Below are 22,912 nucleotides of genomic sequence, written 5' to 3' on the forward strand. Positions count from 1 at the left end.
AGATTCTCCGCCAGAATGCGATCCTCAACAAGACGGACCACGCGGTCCTTCGCATCCTGGTCAAACTTCTTAGGCATGTTCCAGATTTTCCCATCCACTCAAGCGGAACAAAACCTGGGGCACTTCAGGCATACACTGGAATTTGAAAAGGGGGAACGTACCTAATGGTTTTTGAGAACAGTAAAGCAATGCTGAAAGAAGTGATCGAGGATTACCCGGAGTATCGGGAAATGATCGAGCTAATGCGTTCTGTGAAGGCTTTCCCAGAGGCGGATAAAACGGCTCACATCGTGCTCGAATCACTTTTCTACGGAAACATAGATGATGCCGTTGAGTTCTCGGTTATCTGGTTGAAAGAGGTTAACCTCCCGGCCCCACAGTGCATCGTGGAGGATGTAGCTATCTTCTTCCCTCCGGAGCGTGATGCTAAGGGGGCAGCTCTCAACGCCACCGTTCGCCGCCTCCGTACCGTTCCCCCATATACACCAGAATAGGGGCACGTTTACGGCACGGATTCAATCAATGCGTCGCAAACAGGGACATGCCTTAAAGTTACGCTGAAATGCGAAAACAACAGAATTTTGACAGTTTGAGCAAAGGCACGCTAATTACATTGAGCTGGCACAACGTCATGACACTAGGTCAAGGGGTCGTCGGTTCGAATCCGGTCAGCCCGACATTTTCCTGGCCAGAGGGTTTTTTACACCTGCTGGGCCAGATTTTTCATTGTTAGCCCTGTTTTGAACGGTGGCGAATGCTGAAAATCGGAGTTGGTGACAGGGAAATTACCCTCAGGTACGGCACAAGCCCGTTTCAAAGCACCTGACAGATTGATGTACTCCACCCTTCACGTATTCCATGACGATCTTGAAGCACTGGGCTGCCTGAGTAGAACGAGCCGAGAAATCGCGTTGGGCATCTGGCCACCTCCGATCAAGACCGAGGACGCCACAACCACGGTTGGCGATCTAGCCCGTTACTATCTCAAGGCGAAACACTGTGCTCGATGCCTATTAAGGAAACAGGTAACGAACTGGCAGCAGCGGCTACGCGAGCTGTACATCGATACTTCCGAACCGGAACTACAAGGTGTACCGAATGGTGTGGTCAGTGTTCGCAGATGCCGGACAACCTGAGGATGGCGGCAATCATCTGCTTGCTCCACGGACTCAGGACCGGAGAGACACTAGCGCTCCAGCCTTCGACCTGAGCAGGGATCTGAGGCGAACCGTGGGTATCTGCTGGAGCTAGCCCCTCGGCGTGGTCGCCCTATTCCTAAACGCCCACCGGCCTGCCTGAAACTACCGCTTGCAAGATAATCAAGGTAGCCATCCCGAAAACAAGGAAACCTGGGAGTATAGCCCCTAAGCAGGCGAAAATCACAGATCTTTTGTAGATCCCATAGCCCAAACCGGCTACACAGCAAGCCAGGGTAACTCCCAGATATGCGTTGTGTTGGCTCCAGCCAACAAGTGGAGCTATGTTGCAGAGAATCGAAACCACAATCAAGGCTCCCCATTCCAAGGGTGTTATTTTTCTATTCCACATATTCCTCGCTTTCGCTGTGGCCAAATCAGAGATCGCGCTAGCTTGGCAGCTTCATCTTTCTGTCCTCCCAGTTTTGGGGTGCGCGAGAATTTCTAAAGACGTCAGCTTAGGCTAATTCTCCGCATGAAAGGCACCGTACAGCTATTGGTGAAGTTTGTCATGAGCGGAAATCCGCCCGCCTTTAGCCTTGCGCCCCCGAAACCTACAGGTCATTGAAAAGGAATCGCGCGCAACAGCGGACGCTATTCCACGGAAAAGACTGGGTATTCTACTAGCATGACCACCCCGCCCCGTTCTGGCCAAGACACACCTCAGTTTCGCTCCGCCGAGCACAGAACGCACACCGCACAGGCCTTTCGATCCGGCGCCCGCGAATACGCCGATATACGGCCGGGATATCCTGCAGAGGCACTCGATCTCCTAATAGATATCGAAGGCCCGATTCTCGATGTAGGTGCTGGCACCGGGAAGCTCACCGAGCAATTGTCGGGAGAAGTTTGGGCGCTGGATCCCAGTCGGGACATGGTGAAGCAGCTGCGGGCGTCGATAAGCGTGCCCGTGTGGCAGGCGACTGCGGAGGACACTGCCCTCTTAGCTGGCGCGGCCGCTGCTGTTACGAGCGCACAGACATGGCACTGGGTGGAGCCGGTTCGGGCTAGCTCCGAAATGGATCGCATCATCAAACCTGGTGGCGCGTTGGTGTTGTTGTGGAACACCCTTGATGTTCGCGAGCCGTGGGTGCATCGGCTGACGCGGATCATGCACGCTGGAGATATCCAGAAGCCGGGGTTCTACCCCGAAGTGCATGCGCCGTGGCAACTCGCGCGGGAAGTCAGGACAAACTGGCGGCAGGTTCTCAAAGCTCAAGACCTGTTCCGGCTGATGTCCACCCGCGCCTATTGGTTACGCAACGGAGAACAGGTCAGGCAGAAGATGACTTCCAACCTGACCTGGTATCTCTATGAGCATCTAGGGTTCACACCCGAGCAACAGATCGAGTTGCCCTATCGTTGCGATGCTTTCCGTTACAAGCGTTAACCCGCTGGGTAGTAAGCGATGGTTGAAAACTGCTTGTCGTAGGCGAACAGGCCCTGGGCAGCACTTTGGAGATCGCGAGGCTCGGCAGCATTAGCGATGACCTTGTGCTCAGACACGGTCTCCCCTGTTGCTAGCGAGATCGTGCGGATCAGGTTGCTGCCATCAGAGTCATCGCCAGAAACATAGCTGAGGTTCTTGCCGTCGGTGACGGTGTGCTCAGAGACCACGCGAGATGGGATAGTCCAGGTGGCGGTACCTGTCGCCTCGATCGTGTCCGCGTCGGTGTTGCGAAGCTGAATGCCGTCGATGTCCTGCGCGATATCTACCACTTGCTCGGCAGTTGCCGGTTGCGCCAATGTTGCTTCTGGGGTGAGGGGCGTGCCCTCTTTGCTGAGTTCAAGCTCCGCGGCACCCATGACAACCTTCACGGTGTCAGCGACCTCGATCCGAGCGCCGTTGCCAGGAACCATGGCTTCGGCAGCGCGCGGCACGGCCACGGTCCACCGCTCAGCAGGGTTTTCAGGTGTTCCAGCTGCAACTTCAATCATTCCGGCACCGTTCGTGCGCGCTGAATAGAGCACGCCGTCAGCAAAACCGAAAGCCTCTGGGACGAATCCCCGATTGATCTCCGTGCCGAAGGCGGCTGCGGATGGGTTGAATGGGGCCCAGGTGCCGGAGTTCTGTCGGCATGGCAATGCCCCGCCGAGGTCGACTCGCTGGCATTCCAGGGAACGATCCTGCCAGAGCAGGCTACCGTCTTTCATAGAGAAGGCAGCGGTACCGGCGTCGTTAAGCACGGAGCTGCGCAGGCCTACCAACATCACATCGCCGATCTGTAGCGGGGCGACAGTGTCGGAGCCGTGCAGTGGGCCGAGGCGCATGCCGTCGATTTCCTTGTCCAGCGTGAGCGACCAAGCAGCATTGTCCGCAAGCCCATTCAAGTCGCCAGCAGTGGTGCCATCCGCGTTCGCGGGCACGGTGCCAGTAACCACCTGACTGGTAGTAGTCGATGGGAACGCGGAGGTGACCTCAGATGTGGTCTGGCCGGCAACTGAGCTGAAGACAGAGCCGGTGCCACGGTGAGCAGGAGAGGTGACGGTTTCAGCGTGGCTTACAGCGCAGCCCGCAGCGGTAGCCAGCACGGCAGTTAAGCCGAGCAAGCCCGCACCGCGCTTGACGACGGCAACAACACCATTGTAATTCTCGCGGGAAGCGCGAGCATTGATGGCTGCCGTGGTGTGCTGAAAATTCATCATTCCTACTTCATGGGTCTAACAGGGTTTATGCGGTGGCGCGAAAGCCTACAACTAGTCAATCGGGAAGGTTACAGATTCGTTAACAAATTTCGGATTTTTCTTGATCATTTCGTGATCAAAACAATAAATCAAGTTGTTAGACTTGACGTAATGCGACCACAATTGCCACACACCCACCAATGGTTTCACGTGAAACATTGACACCTCTAGGCACTTTAGTCACAAGACTAACAAGTGCTGGAAGCATTCCAGAAACCATCAAGTCCCAAACCTTGATATTGCCACCTTGCTCTCCCAAGGTCGCGCCCCAGTATCCATGCTCACGCTGCAGTGTCCAACAATTTTGCAAAGCAAAGTGCCCGGGTTCTCCCACTAGCAGCTGGAGATCCCGGGCACTTAACCGACGTACGGTTACTTGCGGACGCGCTTTTCCCGCACTCGCACGGCAATCTTTACTGGGGTGCCATCGAAGCCGAAGCTCTCTCGGAACATTCGTTCCAGGTAGCGGCGATAGCCCGCCTCAAGGAAGCCAGTGGTGAACAAGACGATCACCGGTGGCCGCGTGGAAGCCTGGGTGGCAAACAACACGCGCGGCAAACGTCCGCCCCGCATCGGAGGTGGATTCTGTGCGATCACAGCGCGCAGCCAGTTATTCAGCTGGCCGGTACTCACGCGCTTATCCCACGCCTCCAGCGCCTCAATCATTGCGGGCTCGAGACGCTGCAATGCGCGACCGGTGGATGCGGAGATGTTGATGCGCTTCACCCATGGGATGTGGTTCAGCTGAATGTCGATTTCACGGTCAAGCAGCTCGCGGCGATCCTCGTCAACCAGATCCCACTTGTTGAACGCGATGACCAGTGCCCGACCAGATTCGATGATCATGGACAGCACGCGTTGGTCTTGCTCTGAGATGGCCTCGGAGGCGTCGATAAGCATGACGCACACCTCGGCAGCGTCGATGACACCCCGGGTACGCAAGGAGGCATAATACTCGTGCCCCTGCGCGTTTTTGACCTTCTTGCGCAGCCCGGCGGTGTCGATGAACTTCCACAACTGCTTGTCCAGCTGAACGAGGGAGTCCACCGGGTCGACGGTGGTACCAGCCACATTATCGACGACCGATCGTTCTTCACCAGTGATCTTGTTCAGCAGTGAAGACTTGCCCACGTTTGGCTTGCCGACGAGTGCAACGCGGCGCGGCCCCTGCACAATCGAAGGATTGCGCGGCTCCGCTGGGAAGGAAGCGACGACCTTGTCCAGCACATCAGCGCCACCGCGACCATGCTGCGCAGACACTGGGTATGGCTCGCCAAGGCCGAGGGCCCAGAACTCAGCGACATCTGCAAGCTGGTTGTCAGAGTCAGCCTTATTGGCCACCAGGATTACTGGAACTTCAGCGCGTTGCAGATTACGAGCCATAACGGAATCGGTTTCGGTGATGCCCACCTTGGTGTCCACCACCATGATGATGACGTCTGCTGTCTTCATGGCAGTTTCTGCTTGGCGTGCGATCGCACCGTGAATGCCGCGGGCGTCGGGATCCCAGCCGCCGGTATCCTGCACCCAAAAGCGCTGGCCAGTCCACTCTGCGAGATAGGAGATGCGGTCCCGAGTCACGCCCGGATGGTCCTCCACCACGGCCTCGCGGCGAGCCAAGAAACGGTTGGTCAAGGAAGACTTTCCCACGTTCGGTCGGCCCACGATGGCCACGGTGCACAGGTTTTCTTCTTCAAAGGTCAGCGGGGTGAGGCCGAATTCGCGTTCGACTTCATCCCATTCTTCTTCATCGTGCTCTTCCCCGAAGTCGGCCTCGCCGAACTCCGAGTCATCAAAATCATCGTCAGTTTCGAAGCTGAAATCATCTTCATCGAAATCTGCCGCAGCATAGCCGCCGCCTGGGGCCACTACTTCTTCGTCTGTGTAGGCCTTATCGGCTGAAATTTCGCCACCCTGGGTGTGGTAGACGAACATGGTTTCTGGTTCGTCGTGGAGGTCACGATCTTTGGAGCTCATAGTTATGCCCCTTCCTGGGTGTTACTTGCTGACACTCGTGCCAGCTCAATCAGCGAATCGACGACCTGTTCAAAGGTCATTTCCGAGGTATCCACGATGGTGGCATCCTCTGCAGGGCGCAATGGTGAGACTGCGCGCTGCGAATCTAGCTCATCACGACGTTGGACGTCGGCAAGCACGGTTTCATAGTCCGCGGTGCGTCCAGCCGCCGTGTCTTGTTCAAAACGACGACGGGCACGCACTTCGGCGGAAGCAGTAAGAAAAATCTTCACCGGGGCGTTCACCAGCACCTCGGTGCCGATGTCCCGGCCGTCGACAATGCAGCGATGCGCCTCAGCGGACAGTGCGCGCTGCAACGCCACCAAGTTCTCGCGGACCAGTGGGTAGGCGGAAACCTGGGACACCTGCTGGGTTACCTCGGGGCCGCGGATCTCAGCAGAGACGTCCTCGCCAGCCAGCAGCACCTCGGAAGATTGCGGGTCATCATTGACCATGAGTGGCAGGGACGCAGTTGCGGCAACGACAGCAGCCTCGTCGGCGGGATCAATGCCCTGTCGCAACACATGCAAGGTAGCCACGCGGTACATCGCGCCGGTATCCAGGTATTTTGCGTCAAGCTGCGTTGCGACGGCGCGACACGCAGTCGACTTACCGGCGCCCGAAGGGCCATCCACAGCCATGATCAAACCGCCTTGCGGCATGTTTGAAATCATCACATCTCCACCACCTTGTACAGGCTGGCCAATTCAGCGGAGTTGAGGGCACGGATCGCGCCTGGAGTCTGCTCGCCGAGTTGGACGGTGTGAATCTTGGTACGCACGAGGCGTTCGACCGGGAAGCCAGATTCCTTGAGCAGACGACGCACAATGTGCTTGCGGCCTTCATGGATGTCCACGCGGACGATGGACTTGCCCTGCCACACCTCGATGATCTGGGCACTGTCTGCCTTCGCAGGGCCATCATCGAGCTCGATCCCCTTTTTCAGCGCGCGAATATCAGCCGGCTTCATTTCACCGATGACGGTAGCGAGGTAGGTTTTGTTGACCTCGTAGCTTGGGTGCATGAGTCGGTTGGCCAGCTCGCCGTCGTTGGTGAGCAGGATCAGACCTTCCGTGTTCGCGTCGAGGCGTCCAACGTGGAAGAGTCGCTGACCTGCATCGAGCTTTTCACCAACAATGTCACCGATACAAGGGCGCCCCATGTCATCGTGCATCGTCGACTGCACGCCGAAAGGCTTGTTCAGGACGAAGTACTGCAGGTCCTCGCTGATGCGGATGCGAACGCCGTCAACACGCACGATGGCGGTATCTGGATCGATACGCATGCCCTGGGTCATCACGATTTTGCCGTTAACCTCAACGCGACCTTGTTCGATGAGCTTTTCCGCCATGCGACGGGAAGCAACGCCGGCCTGAGCCAGCACCTTCTGCAGCCGAATTCCTTCGCCATCTCCCGCAAAGGAGTGATTCTCGGAAACATGCTGGTGGCGGGAGGGTTTCGCCTTAGAGACATAGATGTTGGCGGCGGTTTCTTTAGAGCGGTTTTCGCCACGGCGGGGGCGAGAAGAAGCGCTACGGCCCTTAGGGGCCTGCCTTTTCTTGTCCGGTGTGCCGTCTCGGCGAGCGGGTGTGGTCACGAAATGTGTCCTATCTATGCGGTTATGAAGTTCGCCCCAGAGCCTAGCTCACCAGCGTTGGACTTGTCACCTTCTCCGGCAGCTGAAGTGTTGCCGCCACCTCCCGAAGGTGCGCCAGGCACCCCTCCGGCAGCGACCCCAGGTAGGGCACCTGCGTAACGACGCCCAGTTCATCCAGATTCAATTGCGTGGCCAAGTCTGGATCGATCGGCACTCGCCCACCGATTAGACCCAGTACTTCGAGCCCACGTCGCTGCGCTGCTTCGACGGTGAGTTCTGCGCTGTTAAGCGAGCCAAGCTGCGTGGAGGTCACCACGATCAAAGGCGCGTCCAGTTCCTGCGCGAGGTCAGCGAGGGTCCAGTTGTCGGCAAGCCGCACGAGCAGTCCTCCGGCGCCCTCGACGAGGAGCACTCGATTCGGTCCATCGAAGCTGCGGATCCACGCCGCGACCTCGGGGAGCAAGGCTTGTTTCATTCCGGCCCGTCGCGCCGAGAGGTTCGGGGCGAGCGGCTCTGGGTAGCGCGCAAACTCGAAGGTAGCAAGTCCAGTGAGCGTGTGCACGGTGTTCGCATCGCCTTGCCCAGCTGGCTCCCCAGTTTGTAGGGGCTTCAGCGCTACTACTTCCCAGCCCTCCTGCTGGAGGCGCAAGCCCAATGCTGCGGTGGCGATCGTCTTGCCAACGTCGGTATTGGTGCCGGTGATACACAGGATCATCGCGAGCCTCCCACCGCTGCGGCTACTCCCCGCACAATCTGAGCAATCTGAGCTTCACTACTGATATAGGGTGGCATGCAGTAAATCAGCCTCCCGAAGGGGCGGAGCCACACCCCTTCTGCAACGGCAGCCGCGGTAGCTGCAGCCATATCCACCGGCTCTTTCATCTCCACCACGCCGATTGCCCCGAGCACCCGCACGTCCTGCACTCCGGGCAACTCCCGCAGTGGCAGCAAACCCGCGCAGAGCTGCGCCTGGATCCGGGCGACATCCTCGCGCCAAGTTCCAGTTTCTATCAGCTCAACTGCTGCATCGGCCACGGCGCAAGCCAGCGGATTTCCCATGAAAGTGGGGCCATGCATGAGAGCGCCACCGCCCTCCGGGGTCTGAATCGCCTCCGCCACTTTCGCGGTGCTGAGCGTGGCAGCTAGCGTCATGAACCCGCCGGTCAGAGCTTTGCCAACACACATGATGTCCGGCTTTACCCCGGCGGACTCACACGCAAATAGCGCGCCGGTACGCCCAAACCCGGTGGCGATCTCATCCGCAATGAATAGGATCCCATGCTCAGTACATAGTCGGCGCACCTCTGCCACCAGCGAAGGCTCGTGGAAGCGCATGCCACCGGCCCCTTGTACCACCGGCTCAATGATCACCGCAGCAATTGTGTCGTCGATGCAGCGCTCAAAGTTCTCCACGTACTGCGCTATCGGCTGTCCCAGCGCGGGTGGCGCTGGCGCGAACTTCTGCTCCGCGATCGTCCCCCGCCACAGCGCATGCATCCCACCTTCCGGGTCACACACCGACATCGGCGCAAAAGTATCCCCGTGATAACCGCCGCGCCAGGTCAGCAGTTTTGTTCGCTCCGGGTGACCAATACCGCGCTGATACTGCAGCGCCATCTTGATGGCTACCTCCACTGATACCGAACCCGAATCGGCATAAAAGACCTTATCCAGGCCGGTCAGTCGCACCAGGCGCTCCCCTAGTCGCACTGCCGGCTCATGGGTGAGCCCGCCAAACATGACATGACTCATGCGATCAATCTGGCTCTTAGCTGCAGCCACAAGCGCGGGGTGCGAATGGCCGTGCGCGGCCGCCCACCAGGAACTCATGGCGTCGATAAGCACGCGCCCGTCGGTGAGGTTAAGGTGCACGCCGCTTGCCGACGCCACCGGCAACGGATCCATCAGCGCAGGCGTCGGGGCGTATGGGTGCCAGAGGTGAGCTTGATCGAATGCGACGATGTCTGCTGGTTGCATGTGAACTCCGTTTCGTTAAACGGTGTTCAAGTTTAGTAGTCTTCGTCGATGGAATCCACATCAGGTAGCAACGGAGCCAAATCCGGCAGCCGATGCAAGCCATCAATGCCAAACTGCTCCAGGAAGAGCTCCGTGGTCTCATATTGATGCGCGTGCCCCTCAGACTCCACCTCCCGGATGAGTCCGCGCAGCTCCAACGTCCGCATCACACCATCCACATTCACGCCACGCACCGCAGCGACCTGCGCACGCGTCACCGGCTGCCGATACGCCACCACCGCGAGCGTCTCCAACGCCGCCCGCGAAAGCTTCGATTGACTCCCGTCCAGCACGAGTTTCTCGACGGCCCCAGCATTTTCCTTCCGGGTGTACAGCCGCCACCCCTCAGTACTTTCCCGCAGGTCAATACCGCTACCCCGCTCGTTGAGCTCGGCTTGCCACTGTTTCAGCGCGGACTCAACCGCGACTGCCTCCACCTCGAGCACCCGCGCGAGGACCGCGCACGTAATCGGCGAATCAACCACGAGCAACATCGATTCGATCTGGGAGCGCAGCGGGGAGATGAACGGGAGGGTCATAGTGAGTTAGCTTAACGACATTTCAGCGACACCAGTACCAGCCAGGCGGGAGTAGTATGGGGTTGGAATCCCATTTCAACAATGAGACCGAGGTTGACCACTATGGCTCGGGCAACGACCAAAGCTGATCTACTAGTCTCCGCGCAAGGCAGCCTCCACAAGTTAAACGAACTTGTGGAGTCGCTTACGGAAACGGAACTCTCCACGCCTTTCGACTTTGCTTCTGATCCCGCCAAAAAGGAAGCCCATTGGTCTAGAGATAAGCGTTTACGGGACATCTACATCCATCTTTACGAATGGCATAAACTGCTATTAACGTGGGTATCTTCCAATCTGTCCGGCACGGCAGCGCCGTTTTTGCCTGAACCATATAATTGGCGCACTTATGGAAAGATGAACATCGAATTCTGGGAAAAACACCAAGCCACTGACACTGAAAAAGCCAGAAATATGTTTCTGGAAACCCACTCACAAGTGATAAAGCTAGCTGAAGAATTCACTAACGATGAGCTGTTTTCCAAAGGAGCTTTCTCTTGGGTAGGTGGCAGCACGTTAGGTTCGTACTTCGTCAGCGCAACCGCAAGCCACTACGACTGGGCAATGAAGAAATTGCGAGCTCACAGAAAACACTGCAAATAGGCTCGCAGCCTAAGCGCTCTCAATCGGCTTTCCAGAATTCAGCGCACCCCACTCCGACCACGAGCCGTCATAGACTTTGATGTCTGTGTGGCCTACTACGGTGGCCGCCAGCGCATCGATACAGGCAGTGATACCCGAACCGCAGCTAAACAACAGCGGCTGTGGTGCTGGCAATAACCGCTCGAGTTCGGCCGGGTCTTTGAACTTCTTGTCTGCACCCAGTAGATCCTGGAACGGCACGTTCACGCTGCCCGGGATGTGCCCTGCACGCATACCGCCCCGTGGCTCTGGCTCACTACCCGCAAAGCGACCTGCGCTACGCGCGTCGACGACCAGTCGATCATCGTCTGGCCGAGCAAATACCTCGCGCGGCTGTGCGGTGATGCGACCAGGTGGCACGTTGCGCTGCTGGATCGGCTCAGTAGCGAACCCGGCATCTTGCCAGGCCGATAGCCCACCGTCGAGCACGACTACATTCTGCAAGCCAGCTGCTAACGCCAGCCACCAGATCCGCGGCGAGTACATGATGCCGTGGCGGTCATAAACCACCACCACTGAATCGTCGGACACCCCGTGCGATTCGAAGATCTTTTGGACATTCTCTGGCGCGGTATGTGGCAACTCCGCGGCGGGATCGGAGAACTCCTGATCAATGTCAGCTAAGCGCGCACCGGGAATCGCTGTCTCAAGCGACTTGTCTGGGCGTCCCGCGGAAGCACAGAACAGGACGAGGTCAGGGTCGTTCAGGTGCTCGGCGAGCCAATGGACGTCGACGAGCGGCGAAGTAGCGGTCATGCCACCCAGCTTAGTTCCAGTTTGCGGCCGCCACTACGGCCGGATCCACCTCGATGCCCGTCCACGCCACGCGCAGCTCACCCAGCGATTCTTCCTGGGAAACCCCGATGGCGCGGGCCTTGTACAGCTCGAGCAGTGCCAAGAAGCGGCCGATCTTCTCCATAGAGAGCGAACAGTCGCGGGTCAGCGTGGCAAAACTGAGCCACGTATCCTTCCCTGCCAAGCGGAGGGTGTCCAACACTCGCCCGGCTTGTTCCGGCACGGACACGGCAACTTGATGAATATGATCGGTGCCCACCAGTTCGGGCGCCTTCGGCCGGAACGCGCCGGCGGCGATCTCTGCGAACTCCGCCAGCGACTTCCCCAAGGTCACCGGTGGCAGCAGATCGACGAATTGTTCCTCCAACGAGACTGTACGCGGGTAACGACGCTGGGCACGCAGTTGCCACTGCGCGAACATCTCCGCCACCTGTTTATAGGCCTTGTACTGCAGGAGTCGCGCGAAAAGTAGATCTCGGGTTTCCAGCAGTGCGAGGTCCTCGATGTCGTCGACCTCGCCACGGGGGATGAGCCGGGCTGCTTTGAGATCCAACAAAGTAGAGGCCACGAGGAGGAACTCGGTGACTTCGTCGAGGTCTGCGGTCTCTCCGAGGGCGCGGGTGTAGGCGATGAAATCATCGGTGACGGTAGAGATTGCCACCTCAGTCACGTCCAGTTTCTTCGCCGAGATCAACTGCAACAGCAGGTCGAAGGGACCTTCAAAGTTCTGCAAAGCAACTTGGAAGCCCGTGATCTCGGGTTGCTCGGCAACGCCGTCGGGAAGCGGGGGCGATACCCGGGGCGGGATTTTAGGAGGTGCGCTCAATGACTTCGCGGGCAAGATTGCGGTATTGCTCGGCCCCCTGGGACTTCGGGGCCCACGTGATGATCGGCTCGCCCGCCACGGAAGTTTCTGGGAAGCGGACCGTGCGGGTGATCACGGTGTCAAAGACTTGGTCACCAAATACCTCAACAACACGGGTCATCACTTCCCGGGCATGCGAGGTACGGCGGTCGAACATCGTCACCAAAATGCCGAGCACATCAAGGTCAAAGTTCAAGCGGTCGCGGACCTTTTCCACGGTGTCTGTCAACAGCGCGAGGCCACGCAAGGAGAAATACTCACACTCCATCGGGATGATCACGCCATGGGCACACGCGAGCGCGTTGACGGTGAGCAACCCGAGGGAAGGCTGGCAATCCAAGATGATGTAGTCATAGTCCTTCATCACCGGGCGCAGCACTCGGGCCAGCGTCTGCTCGCGGCCAACTTCATTCACCAACTGGATTTCCGCAGCGGATAAGTCGATGTTAGCTGGCACTAGATCCAGTCCAGACACGTTTGTCTTGTGAATCGCGTGGAAGATCGAAGTGTGATGATCCACCAACAGGTTGTAGATGGTCAGATCTAGCTCGTCATGTGGCACACCCAGACCTGCGGACAGCGCGCCCTGTGGATCCAGATCGACCAGCAACACCTTGCGTCCCGCTTCCGCGAGGCACGCACCCAAGTTGATCGTCGAGGTGGTCTTCCCGACGCCGCCCTTTTGGTTACACATCGCCAAAATTTTGGCCGGGCCGTGGGTGTCCAGTGGCGCAGGCTCAGGGAATTCGCGAATCGGGCGCCCCGTAAGACCAAATTCGGGCTGCGGTGCATCGAACAGCGCGGACTTCCCACCCTGATTCGAATTCGCCATGAATCAACCCTTCTTCCTTGACTTCACCCTCATGTTTTCAGAGGGCGAGGTAAATTACAACCTTGTTGTTCCTAGAATACAGCCCCCACCCCGAATTGGGAGAGCGTGACGCGCCAAATTTTGCTGGTACAGCCTCAACACTTGACAATGCTTCAAGCCCGCGGATGCGCTGTATCCCACACTGTACGCAAATTAGTCGCCGTGACATGAGTATAGATCTGCGTGGTGGTGACCGAAGAATGCCCCAGCAACTCCTGCACCACCCTCACATCCGCCCCGCCCTCCAACAGGTGAGTGGCAAAAGAATGGCGCAGAGTATGCGGCGAGATGTCTTTAGAAATCCCCGCCCGCGCAGCCGAGTCCTTGATGATCCCCCACGCACTCTGTCGCGACAACGCCCCACCACGCTTATTCAACAGCGCCACATGGGTCTTGCCCTTTGACAACGCCGGACGCCCACGCACCAAATAATCGGATACCGCCCGCGCCGCATGCGAGCCAAGCGGAACTAGCCGCTGTTTATCACCTTTGCCCGTCACGGTAAGCATCCCCTCGTGCCCCTTAAGTTCATCAACCGTCAACGCAGTGATCTCCGAGATGCGAGCGCCGGTGCCATAAAGCAGTTCGAGTAGAGCCTTATCGCGCAGCCCGATGGGAGTTTCGGTGGAGATGGCGTCGATAAGCGCACTCACCTCCGCCACACTCAGCGTATCCGGCAGGTGCTGACCGGTAGCGGGCGGCGAGACACCGGCGGCCACATCAACATCGAGTGCCCCTTCCGCGACGGCGAATTTGTGCAGTCCCCGCGCCACAACGAGTGCTCGACCGCTTGACGACGCCGCCAACGGCTTCCGCCCAGTACTCGGATCCCCGCGCCGCAAATCAGCAAGATAATTCTCTAAGTCATTGGCGGTCACCGCAGCCAAGTCAGCGATTCCCGCGGTCGAGAGCCAGTCCAGGTATCGCTGCACGTCACGCCGATAATTACTTAGCGTGTTCGCGGAGACTCCTCGCTCGACGGCAAGATGACTCAGCCACTCGGAGGCGAGCGCTGCCGCGGAACTCATATCCGCTTCATGTCTGCGTGCAGACCTGCTGCCTTACGACGCCGTGGCAGAGAGTTCGGACGCAAAGCAAAAGGCTCAGCAACTGAGCGACCCGGCCGAGAGGTACGCAGCAAGTGTGCTGCGGTCATGATGGCGGCGATCGCGATACCGTTTTCTACTTCACCGCTGAGCACCATTTCCACCGCCTCATCGAGGCTGAACCATCTCAGCTCCATATCGGCCTCCTCGTGCTCAGGATCGGGACGTTCAATCTCAGTTAGCCCGGTAGCCAGATACACACGGATGGCTTCTTCGCAAAAGCCCGGGCTGCTCACGAGGTCCACCACGAGCGACCAATCGCTGGCAGCCAATCCGGCTTCCTCTTGCAGCTCGCGCCGCGCGCACTCGAGCGGGTCTTCATCCGCCACGTCCAGGATGCCGGCCGGCAGTTCCCACAGCCGTTTCTGCACACACTGACGCCATTGACGCACCAGCGGTACCTGCTCACCATCCCACGCGAAGATGGCGACGGCGCCAAAGTGCTCCACGATCTCCCGGCTAGCAACCTCACCACCGGGCATGACCACCTCATCGCGACGCACCGCGATGATAGGCGAATCTAACAGCAGCTCGCTGCTCTTAACCTCGAAGTTGTGCATGCCCTACAGTTTAGACTTGCCAGGAGAAACCGCATCCACATCGCTCGCGGTGCCGTAATCGCCCTGCTTGTTCTCGAGCTGCTCCCGCGCGGAAAGGATGGTGGCGATCCGCCCGAAAGCGCGGTCGACTGAATCGACAGTAGAGACGCCAGACTGCGCATCCTTACGCAGGATACCCACCACTCCGGTTTCTGCGGCCGTCTTTACCCGACCGGCCACAACAACGCCGTTTGCGCTCTTGTCCAGCGCCTTAGCAAAGGTCGCCTGGTGAACTGCTGCGAAGTTGGCGTCCCCAACCCCATCGGAATCACCCGTCACAAGGATGACCACCTGCGCCGGCAGGACGGTGCCGTCCTTGTAGCTGATGTATTCAGAGTCGCGCAGGGCGCCGAGCAGCAACGCCCGCTCGTCGGTTTCCGCCAAAGGCTTGCCATCATCTTTGTTCAGGAGCAACGCAGCACCGAGGGCTTCGCCCGCGTGTGTTCCCGGGTCAAGCTGCGTAGTAGAAAGCTTCGCACCCGCTGGCAGTGTATGGGCCGCGACAGACTTCAACGTGTCCGCGCCGTCCTTGCTGAAGAACTTCTCCTCTAGCTTGATGATGCCCGCGTCCTTAGCACCAGCCTTACCGCGCATCGCAGCAATCGCATCCACATCCTCTTGGGCTGCGTCAGCGGTGTGGAAGATAAGCACTGGCCGATCCTTGAGCGCATCGGTCACGGTTTCATTCGCCGTCGCTTCGATGTAGGAGTCGGCGGCGCCAGCCTGTGCATCAGCGATCGCAGCATCTGATTTTGCGGTAGCTAGTTCCCGCACCGCATTGTTGCCTTCTTCGTTCGGGCCACCGGGAAGATTCGGTGCCAGCACGTAGGTGCCAAACAAGACACCCAGAGCAACGCCGAACGCTAGACCTGCTACTCCGGCGCCGGAACGGCGCTTATTCTTAGCCATGTCTCAAATCCCCTTACTTAAACAGACCCTGGAACGCGAGCGCGATGTTGTTCCACGTATCAATGAGGTTGTCCACGAAGGCGCCGTCACCGGACAGTCCCGCGATAGCGATGATGACGGCTAGGGCAGCCAGGATCCCCAGCATTGCCCAGATCCAACCGCCACCACCGGTGGGCTTGACGGTGTAGAGATCGGAGATGGTATCGCCGTCGACAAGCTTGCCGCCCAGCTTGGTGCGCGTCAGCAGGGCCGACGGCGTGGCATAAGCGTGTCCAGCAAAAATCTCGGCTAAGTCCAACTTGGAACCTGCCGCCACGATGATGTCAGCCTCGTGATAGTCGGCTAGCAGCAGCGCAAGGTCGGTAGCCGAATTGGATGCTGCGGGGAAGGTCATTGCACCAATGCCCAAGTCCTGGATGCGCTCCAGGCCCGGGGCGTGCCCATCGGGGGCGGCCGGCAGTACGACGCGAGCGCCGGAGCGCAGCGCATCATTACCGATGTTGGAAGGGTCGCCAACGATGAGACTCGGGGTATATCCAGATTCCACTAAGGTATCCGCGGCACCATCCACGCCGATCAGGACTGGCTCGTATTCGCGAATGAAGTTACGCAGGCGCTTCAGCTGATCGCGGTGCCCCTGGCCTGGGCTCAGCACCAGCACCTTTCGACCAGCCATGTTGACACCAGTTTCCGGGATGCCGAGGCCGTCGATCAGCAGCGGCGATTCCGAATGCAGGAATTGGATGGTGTTGCCGAAGAATGCCTCCATGTGGTCCACCAGCGACTGCTGGGCGTCACCAAAGGCTGCCTCCGCAAGTGCTGGGGTCACCACGGTGCCGTTGGCCACGGAACGCTCGCCGACGAACACTTGGCCGTCATCGGTCACCCGGGCTTTCTTGCCGTCCTTAATGCCCTCACGGATGCTCTCCCCCACGTTTTCGACCAGCATAATGCCAGCGTCCAGCAGGATTTGCGGCCCGAAATTCGGCATCGTGCCAGTAGTAAACTGCGCGATGTTGATGATGGCCGCAGGCTTCTTATCCGCTAATTGTTGGGCAAAAGCACGCCCGACGTCGGGAGCGTCGATGAGCGCGATGTCACCGGCAGCTAGGCGCTTGAGACCTTTGCCACCGTGTGTCACGTCGCGGAGCGTCGCGGTCAGTCCGGGCAGGTCGGAGTTGCGAGAAAACAGACTCATGCGCCTTATTGTGCTGGTTGTGCGCACGTGTTGGTGCTAGGCGCGCGGAAGCCGGCGCTATTTTTGCCGGAATTCCTGCGCATCTGCGCGCGCCCGGCTCAACAACTCCAGCGCGTGGGCTTTTCCGGTCTCGGTGTCATCGAGCCCGGCGAGCATGCGGGACAGCTCCACCACACGCCGCTCGTCGCTGAGGTTTTCCACCCCGGAGCGTTGCGCCACATCGGATACTTCTTTAGACACGTGCAGGTGGGTGTCAGCGTAGGCCGCCACCTGTGGCAGGTGAGTGACCACGATGACCTGGCAGTATGTGGCAAGGCGCGCTAATCGACGCCCAATCTCCACCGCCGCGCGCCCTCCCACACCCGCATCCACCTCATCAAACACGAGGGTGCCCCCCTTGCTGCCGGCAGAAAGAATCACTTCCAGGGCCAACATGACGCGAGAGAGTTCACCGCCAGATGCGGAGGTCGCCAGCGGTCGCGCTTCCAGCTCCGGGGCACCAGCGAGCCGGAATTCCACGGTGTCCATACCCGTGCGGCTCGGGGTGGCTTCGCCCAGGATGGCTTCGAAGCGAGACTTCGGCATGGCCAATCCCTGGATTTCGGTAGTGACTTCCTGGTTCAGCGCCGTGGCGGCCGCCTTCCGTGCAGCCCGGAGCTGCTGTGCAGCCGCCACCATGTCTTTTTCTGCCTGCGCGACTTCTTGCTTGAGTTTGTCTAAGGCCTCGCTGGATACGTCGATGCTACGGAGCTTGGACTCTGCCTTGGCCTGCCAGGCCAACACCCCGTCCACATCCGGGGCGTATTTGCGCGTGAGGGACTTCAGTTCCTGCTGGCGCTGCAGGCTGGTTTCGAGGGCGTCTGGGTCTGTGGGGAGGCTCTCTAGGTAGCTGCCCAGTTCCCGGGAGATCTCGCTGAGTTCGCTGGTGATGGCGCCTAGTCGCTCCCCCAGTTCCGCCAAGGCGCTGTCATCTGAGCCCCGTAACGCGGCCTCAGCCCGACCGAGGAGATCGGCCGCCCCGAGTACCTCGGAGTCCTCGACACCGTCGATGGCACTGAGTGCGCTGGCGGCGCTTTCGCGCAGCCCGTCAACATCCTGCAGGCGACGAATCAACTGGAGCAGCTCCGCGTCTTCCCCAGGGGTCGGCGCTACCTCCGCGATTTCCGCTATGGCGAAGCGGAGCCGGTCCACCTCTTGAGCTAATTCTCGCCGCTTCTCGGTGCGTTCCTTCAAGTCCTTCGCCAGCTTCCGCCATGTGCGGTACAACTGCTCGTAGCTGGCCCGCAGCTCGGGGATCGCCGAGTCATAGCGGTCGAGGGCTTCGAGTTGCGCTTCTGGGACTAGGAGCCGGAGCTGGTCATTTTGGCCATGGATGGTCAGTACTTCTGCCGCGAAGTCGTGCAACGTGGCGGCGGGAACAGCGCGCCCTCCGAGATGCGCCTTGGAACGGCCACCGGAATTGACCACTCGGGTGGCCAAGACTTCACCAGACTCGTCGGTGCGAGCCCCAGCATCGTCGAGTAGCTGCGCCACCTGCCCGGCAGCCTGCTTGCTCAAGTCATCGACGAGGAATCTGCCTTCGACCACTGCTTGCTCAGCACCAGTACGCACCCGGGAGGCGTCGGCGCGGGAGCCACTGAGCAGCCGCAGCCCGGTTACCACCATGGTTTTACCGGCACCGGTCTCACCCGTGAGTACCGTGAGTCCCGGGGAGAATTCGAGCTCCGCCTTCGGGATGACGCCGAGGTTCTCAATTGCGATGTCTGCGAGCATAGCTGTCTACCTTAGTCCTCGACGGGGCCGCGCCAGCCGTCGACAGGCAGGCGGAACTTGCGTACCAGCCGGTCAGTAAAGGGCAGATCGTCCAGGCGTACCCAGCGCACCGGCCGCTCACCGCGGCGCACTTCCACGCGCGAACCCGGGGGCATGTGCACGCTTCGGAAACCATCCATGATCGCGATCGCGGCAGCGTTCCGAGACTCTACCGCGACCCGGGAACGTGGGCTGACTACCAGTGGTTTAGCAAACAGCGCATGGGCGTTATTCGGCACCACCAGCATTGCGTCTAGTTCCGGCCATAGCACCGGGCCGCCAGCGGAGAAGGCGTATGCGGTAGAGCCGGTGGGCGTAGATATAAGCACGCCATCGCAGCCGAAGCTGCTGACAGGGCGGGAGTCTACTTCCAAGGTCGCGTCCAGCACGCCACGGCGATTGAGGTTTTCTACACTCACCTCGTTGAGCGCCCAGCCACGCTCGATGACATTGCGTTCGGAGTCTCGGATCACCACTTTCAGCGTCATCCGGTCTTCGACCCGGTAGTCCTTGGCGATCACCCTCCGGATCGCTTCCTCCATGGAATCGCTTTCCCATTCCGCGAGGAAACCGATATGCCCAAGATTGATTCCGAGCACCGGCAGGTCGGCGGAATGAGCCAGGTCGGCGGCGCGGAGGAAGGTGCCGTCGCCGCCGAGCACCAGCACCAGCTCGACACCTTCAGTGGCAGCTTCGACGTGCCCATAGTTTCGGAATTCAGAGAGCACCGGATGCTTGCGGATTACTTCCGCATTGGGCCCCACGATGAGTCGCACGCCGATGCCCGCATCCCGGAGCTGGGTCGCCGCCTGCGCAGCGGAGTCCAGGTTCGTCTTGCGCCCGGTGTGTGGCACGAGCAGTACTTCACGTTCGGTCATTGCGGGCCCTCCTCAATAGCGGTGCGCACCAATTCGCGCACCTCGGCCTCGGTTTTTGTGTTGTCGCCACCATCCTTGCGCAGCCACAGGAAATACTCCACGTTGCCCGAGGGGCCCGGCAGCGGCGAGGCCACCACGCCCTTGAGACTGAGTCCTAGCTTTTGTGCCGCCAGTGCAACGTCCCCAGTCACTTCTGCGCGCAGCTCGGCGCACTTCACCACGCCGCCCTTACCCAGACGCTCCTTGCCCACTTCGAATTGGGGCTTGACCATCGGCAGTAGGTCTGCGCCATCATTAAGAACGCTGACGATTGCTGGCAGCACGAGGTTCAGTGAGATGAATGACAGGTCGCCGACCATTGCCTCGCACGGCCCGCCGGTCTGCTCCAGCGTGAGATTTCTGATGTTGGTGCGGTCCAGTACGCGCACGCGGTCATCGTTCTGCAAGCGCCAGATGAGCTGGCCGTACCCGACATCCACGGAAACGACTTCCCGGGCGTCGCGACGCAGGCACACGTCTGTAAAACCGCCGGTAGACGCACCCGCGTCGAGGACCTTCTTAGCCTTGAGACTCAAGCCCCGTGGTTCGAAAGCCTCCAGCGCACCGAGCAGCTTGTGCGCGCCTCTCGACGCCCAGTCGTCCCCGACCTCCTCATCCACCCGTATCGAAGCATCTGGTTCCACGACGGTCGCCGGTTTTAGCGCCAGCATACCGCCCACATAGACATGACGGCCCCGGATGAGTTCCGTGGCATGTTCGCGGGAGCGAGCGATCTTGCGGCGCACCAGCTCGGCATCCAGCCTCCTACGAGCTACCATCTTCGCGTCTCCTCCTGCTACTGCAATGCTTTGTGAACGATCTCGTGGGCCTGGGCGAGCTGCTCGGCTTCTTCCTTCAGCGAAGAGGTCGGCTCGCCCAGCACCTCGGCAACCGCCTGGTCGATGTCTTCCGGGGTGGTGGTGGGTTGCCGCGGATCCCGGGGAACTGGTGTTATCGCCACTGGGCTACCGCCTGCTGCGCAGCATCGCCTTCCGCCAGGATGGAGGTCACTTCGGCGTCCACAGCCCAGGCCGCCGCCACGGCGGTACGGAAGGCTTGGATCGAGGTGCCGGCAGGATCGCCACCGCTCAGCGTGAGGGTGTGGCCGTCGATACGCGCCGCGAAGCCGCCTTGTAGGCCGGGCCTCAACTCCGCTGGGTCCTGGAACAGGGCCTGCATTGATTCCGCGATGAGGGTTGCCCGTTGACTCGGTGGCGCATTCAGGATGTCGCGATGCCCGCTCACACCCGTGATGACCTGCAGCGTATCCATTCCCGCGGCTACGCCTCCAGCGATGTCCGTATCCAGGCGGTCTCCAACCGCGAGTGGCCGCGTGGATCCGAGCCTCGCCGCAGACAGCCGGAACATCTCCGGTTCTGGCTTGCCGGCAGAGCGCGGTGTTACACCGGTGGCACTGACGACGGCCGCAACCATCGAACCATTGCCCACGTGCAGGCCCCGTTCCATCGGCAGGGTGGTATCAAGATTGGAGGCAAGGTAGACCGCTCCCTGACGGATAGCGAGGGCGGCTTCGGACAGCTCAGCCCACCCAGTTTCCGGGTTGTGCCCGTGCAGCACTGCTGCTGGACGGTCATCTGCGGTGGTGGTGACGCGGAATCCGGCCTGCTTTGCAAGCTCGCGGAAGGATTCAGTACCTAACACCAGGACGGTTGCGCCCGGCTCGCACACTCCTTCGGCCATGAGAACTGCTGCTTGCGCAGAGGTCATGACGTCGGCTGGCGATGTCTTCAAGCCGAGGGCGCCTAGCTGCTCCGCGACGACCTGTGGTGCCTTGGAAGCGTTGTTGGTCACGTACATAGCGGGCATGCCGGAATCGCGGATGGACTCCACCGCATGCTCGATCGCGCGGCCACCCTCCCAGATAGTGCCGTCTAGGTCCAGCAGCAGGGCATCATAGGTGTCGACTAAACTCATGCACCCAACTCTAATCGACGCCACTCCAGCGGGGTTAAGCCAGCTCCGCTAGTCGCTCCTTGGCGTCCAAGAAGCCATCTTCATCGGCGCGGTCAGCAGCCTCGAACCACTGCTTGGCCTCATCCTTGCGATCAACTCGCAGCAGCGCATCAGCATAGGCGTAGAGCAAGCGAGAAGCACTAACTCCCGCCGCATCCTGCTGAGGATGCAACTTCGACAGCTCGGTGACAGCAGCCTCGTCTTGGCCTAGGTCGTGACGGGCTCCAGCGACGACGATCGCCAACTCAATGCGCGTTTCTTCATCCAGCTGCTCGCCAGCAACCTCACGTGCCAGCTCGATGGCCTTCTCCGGGCGCTCCAATGCACGTTCGCAATCGGCCATGACGGCGATCAGCCCTGAGCCGCCGCTCATTCGGCGCGCTGCCCGCAACTCGGACAGGGCTTCTTTCCATTCACCAGCATGGTAAGCGGCGATGCCTGCAGTCTCGCGCACTACGGATACTCGGCCACCACGATCCTTTGCGGCCCGGGCGTGGCGCAGTGCCAGCTTTGGGTCGTCCGCAAGCAGGGTGGCCGCCATGATCATGTGCTTTGCGACGGCATCTGCATTATCCTTCGCCAGGCTTCTCAGGTCCTGGAGGACGGATGGGTCAAGATCCTTAGCATCCAGGTCAGCCGGCAAATCAGGCTCATTTTGGCGGCTCGCAATGCGTTCTTCTCGGAAGCCAGCACGGTTCGGGCCGGCATGGAATTTGCCGTCGTTACGTCCAGCTCCGCCGCGCTGAGCGTGGCGACGCTCCCCCTCACGTCGCTCCCCACGGTCGCTGCGCTCATCGCGACGTCCTTCAGATCGTCGCTCAGATCCGCCGGGGCGCGAGCTGCCACCACGTGAAGAGTTTCCGTTGCGTGAGTTGTAGTCACCCATAGTCTGTGAGGACCTTCCAATTTGTCGAGCTGTTAAGTTAGATTTCTATTGTAGGACGCAAAGCAAAAAAGGGGTGTGTATAAGCGCTATTGCTTATACACACCCCTTCGTATTTGTTTAGTTTTTAGGCCGGCGGTGACCTACTCTCCCACACCCTCCCAGGTGCAGTACCATCGGCGCAGAAGGGCTTAGCTTCCGGGTTCGGAATGGGACCGGGCGTTTCCCCAACGCTAACAACCACCGACACAATCAA

At 59.8% G+C, this 22,912-nt stretch carries 22 protein-coding genes, 1 rRNA gene and 1 pseudogene; 3 read left to right on the plus strand and 21 right to left on the minus strand.

Features of this window, described 5'->3' with window-relative positions:
• The first annotated feature begins 188 nt into the window (after positions 1-188).
• Positions 189-494 carry a hypothetical protein gene (locus WG936_RS11730; protein WP_339573002.1) on the plus strand — a complete coding sequence of 102 codons (306 nt, stop codon included), beginning with the start codon at positions 189-191 and terminating at the stop codon, positions 492-494.
• Positions 495-1,824: 1,330 nt separating this feature from the next.
• Positions 1,825-2,586: a class I SAM-dependent methyltransferase gene (locus WG936_RS11735; protein WP_339573003.1), complete on the plus strand. Its 762-nt coding sequence runs from the start codon at positions 1,825-1,827 to the stop codon at positions 2,584-2,586.
• On the opposite strand, the gene WG936_RS11740 is transcribed toward WG936_RS11735, so the two are convergent.
• The 7 genes from WG936_RS11740 to scpB all read right to left on the minus strand — a co-directional run bounded on the left by WG936_RS11740 (position 2,583) and on the right by scpB (position 10,049).
• Positions 2,583-3,842 carry a hypothetical protein gene (locus WG936_RS11740; RefSeq protein WP_339573004.1) on the minus strand — a complete coding sequence of 420 codons (1,260 nt, stop codon included), beginning with the start codon at positions 3,840-3,842 and terminating at the stop codon, positions 2,583-2,585. The two genes, WG936_RS11735 and WG936_RS11740, sit on opposite strands and share 4 nt — an antisense overlap.
• Positions 3,843-4,253: 411 nt before the next feature.
• Entirely contained in the window at positions 4,254-5,858 is a 1,605-nt protein-coding gene (der, locus tag WG936_RS11745; protein ID WP_339563637.1) for a ribosome biogenesis GTPase Der, read from the minus strand.
• Positions 5,859-5,860: 2 nt separating this feature from the next.
• Positions 5,861-6,571 carry a (d)CMP kinase gene (gene cmk / locus WG936_RS11750; protein WP_339573018.1) on the minus strand — a complete coding sequence of 237 codons (711 nt, stop codon included), beginning with the start codon at positions 6,569-6,571 and terminating at the stop codon, positions 5,861-5,863.
• Positions 6,571-7,374 carry a pseudouridine synthase gene (locus WG936_RS11755; protein ID WP_445227763.1) on the minus strand — a complete coding sequence of 268 codons (804 nt, stop codon included), beginning with the start codon at positions 7,372-7,374 and terminating at the stop codon, positions 6,571-6,573. The genes cmk and WG936_RS11755 overlap by 1 nt, the downstream gene beginning before the upstream one ends.
• A gap of 163 nt (positions 7,375-7,537) precedes the next feature.
• The gene (bioD, locus tag WG936_RS11760; RefSeq protein WP_339573005.1) at positions 7,538-8,209 is read right to left on the minus strand and encodes a dethiobiotin synthase; all 672 of its coding nucleotides are present in this window, start codon (positions 8,207-8,209) and stop codon (positions 7,538-7,540) included.
• Positions 8,206-9,471, minus strand: coding sequence for an adenosylmethionine--8-amino-7-oxononanoate transaminase (locus tag WG936_RS11765; RefSeq protein ID WP_339573006.1), 1,266 nt, complete (start codon positions 9,469-9,471; stop codon positions 8,206-8,208). Before WG936_RS11765 ends, bioD begins: the two co-directional genes overlap by 4 nt.
• A gap of 32 nt (positions 9,472-9,503) precedes the next feature.
• Positions 9,504-10,049: an SMC-Scp complex subunit ScpB gene (gene scpB / locus WG936_RS11770; protein WP_339573007.1), complete on the minus strand. Its 546-nt coding sequence runs from the start codon at positions 10,047-10,049 to the stop codon at positions 9,504-9,506.
• Between the two features lie 102 nt (positions 10,050-10,151).
• Between scpB and WG936_RS11775 the strand changes: the two genes are divergently transcribed.
• A complete protein-coding gene (locus tag WG936_RS11775) occupies positions 10,152-10,688 on the plus strand; it encodes a ClbS/DfsB family four-helix bundle protein (protein WP_339573008.1) in 537 nt (178 codons plus the stop codon).
• 9 nt (positions 10,689-10,697) lie between these two features.
• On the opposite strand, the gene WG936_RS11780 is transcribed toward WG936_RS11775, so the two are convergent.
• The 14 genes and pseudogenes from WG936_RS11780 to rrf all read right to left on the minus strand — a co-directional run bounded on the left by WG936_RS11780 (position 10,698) and on the right by rrf (position 22,904).
• A complete protein-coding gene (locus WG936_RS11780) occupies positions 10,698-11,483 on the minus strand; it encodes a sulfurtransferase (protein ID WP_339573009.1) in 786 nt (261 codons plus the stop codon).
• A gap of 10 nt (positions 11,484-11,493) precedes the next feature.
• Positions 11,494-12,330: a segregation and condensation protein A gene (locus WG936_RS11785; protein ID WP_339563670.1), complete on the minus strand. Its 837-nt coding sequence runs from the start codon at positions 12,328-12,330 to the stop codon at positions 11,494-11,496.
• A 1-nt stretch (position 12,331) separates the two neighbouring features.
• Positions 12,332-13,219: a ParA family protein gene (locus WG936_RS11790; RefSeq protein ID WP_339573010.1), complete on the minus strand. Its 888-nt coding sequence runs from the start codon at positions 13,217-13,219 to the stop codon at positions 12,332-12,334.
• A gap of 152 nt (positions 13,220-13,371) precedes the next feature.
• Positions 13,372-14,286, minus strand: coding sequence for a site-specific tyrosine recombinase XerD (gene xerD / locus WG936_RS11795; protein ID WP_339573011.1), 915 nt, complete (start codon positions 14,284-14,286; stop codon positions 13,372-13,374).
• A complete protein-coding gene (locus tag WG936_RS11800; protein WP_339573012.1) occupies positions 14,283-14,924 on the minus strand; it encodes an NUDIX hydrolase in 642 nt (213 codons plus the stop codon). The genes xerD and WG936_RS11800 overlap by 4 nt, the downstream gene beginning before the upstream one ends.
• A 3-nt stretch (positions 14,925-14,927) precedes the next feature.
• Positions 14,928-15,872 carry a copper transporter gene (locus tag WG936_RS11805; protein WP_339573013.1) on the minus strand — a complete coding sequence of 315 codons (945 nt, stop codon included), beginning with the start codon at positions 15,870-15,872 and terminating at the stop codon, positions 14,928-14,930.
• A 13-nt stretch (positions 15,873-15,885) separates the two neighbouring features.
• Entirely contained in the window at positions 15,886-17,079 is a 1,194-nt protein-coding gene (gene steA / locus WG936_RS11810; protein ID WP_339573019.1) for a putative cytokinetic ring protein SteA, read from the minus strand.
• 48 nt (positions 17,080-17,127) lie between these two features.
• A complete protein-coding gene (recN, locus tag WG936_RS11815) occupies positions 17,128-18,843 on the minus strand; it encodes a DNA repair protein RecN (protein WP_339573014.1) in 1,716 nt (571 codons plus the stop codon).
• An 11-nt stretch (positions 18,844-18,854) separates the two neighbouring features.
• Entirely contained in the window at positions 18,855-19,760 is a 906-nt protein-coding gene (locus WG936_RS11820; RefSeq protein ID WP_339573015.1) for an NAD kinase, read from the minus strand.
• The gene (locus tag WG936_RS11825) at positions 19,757-20,578 is read right to left on the minus strand and encodes a TlyA family RNA methyltransferase (RefSeq protein WP_339573016.1); all 822 of its coding nucleotides are present in this window, start codon (positions 20,576-20,578) and stop codon (positions 19,757-19,759) included. The genes WG936_RS11820 and WG936_RS11825 overlap by 4 nt, the downstream gene beginning before the upstream one ends.
• 17 nt (positions 20,579-20,595) lie before the next feature.
• Entirely contained in the window at positions 20,596-20,760 is a 165-nt protein-coding gene (locus tag WG936_RS11830) for a hypothetical protein (protein ID WP_339563651.1), read from the minus strand.
• Positions 20,751-21,734, minus strand: a complete 984-nt coding sequence (locus WG936_RS11835) for an HAD-IIA family hydrolase (protein WP_339573017.1) — start codon at positions 21,732-21,734, stop codon at positions 20,751-20,753. The genes WG936_RS11830 and WG936_RS11835 overlap by 10 nt, the downstream gene beginning before the upstream one ends.
• A gap of 34 nt (positions 21,735-21,768) precedes the next feature.
• A pseudogene (locus WG936_RS11840) lies at positions 21,769-22,677 on the minus strand (hypothetical protein); the annotation flags it as partial.
• A gap of 109 nt (positions 22,678-22,786) precedes the next feature.
• A 5S ribosomal RNA gene (gene rrf, locus WG936_RS11845) occupies positions 22,787-22,904 on the minus strand.
• Between the last annotated feature and the right edge of the window lie 8 nt (positions 22,905-22,912).

This window comes from Corynebacterium sp. H127 (genome assembly GCF_037482665.1).
Classification (GTDB): Bacteria; Actinomycetota; Actinomycetes; order Mycobacteriales; family Mycobacteriaceae; genus Corynebacterium.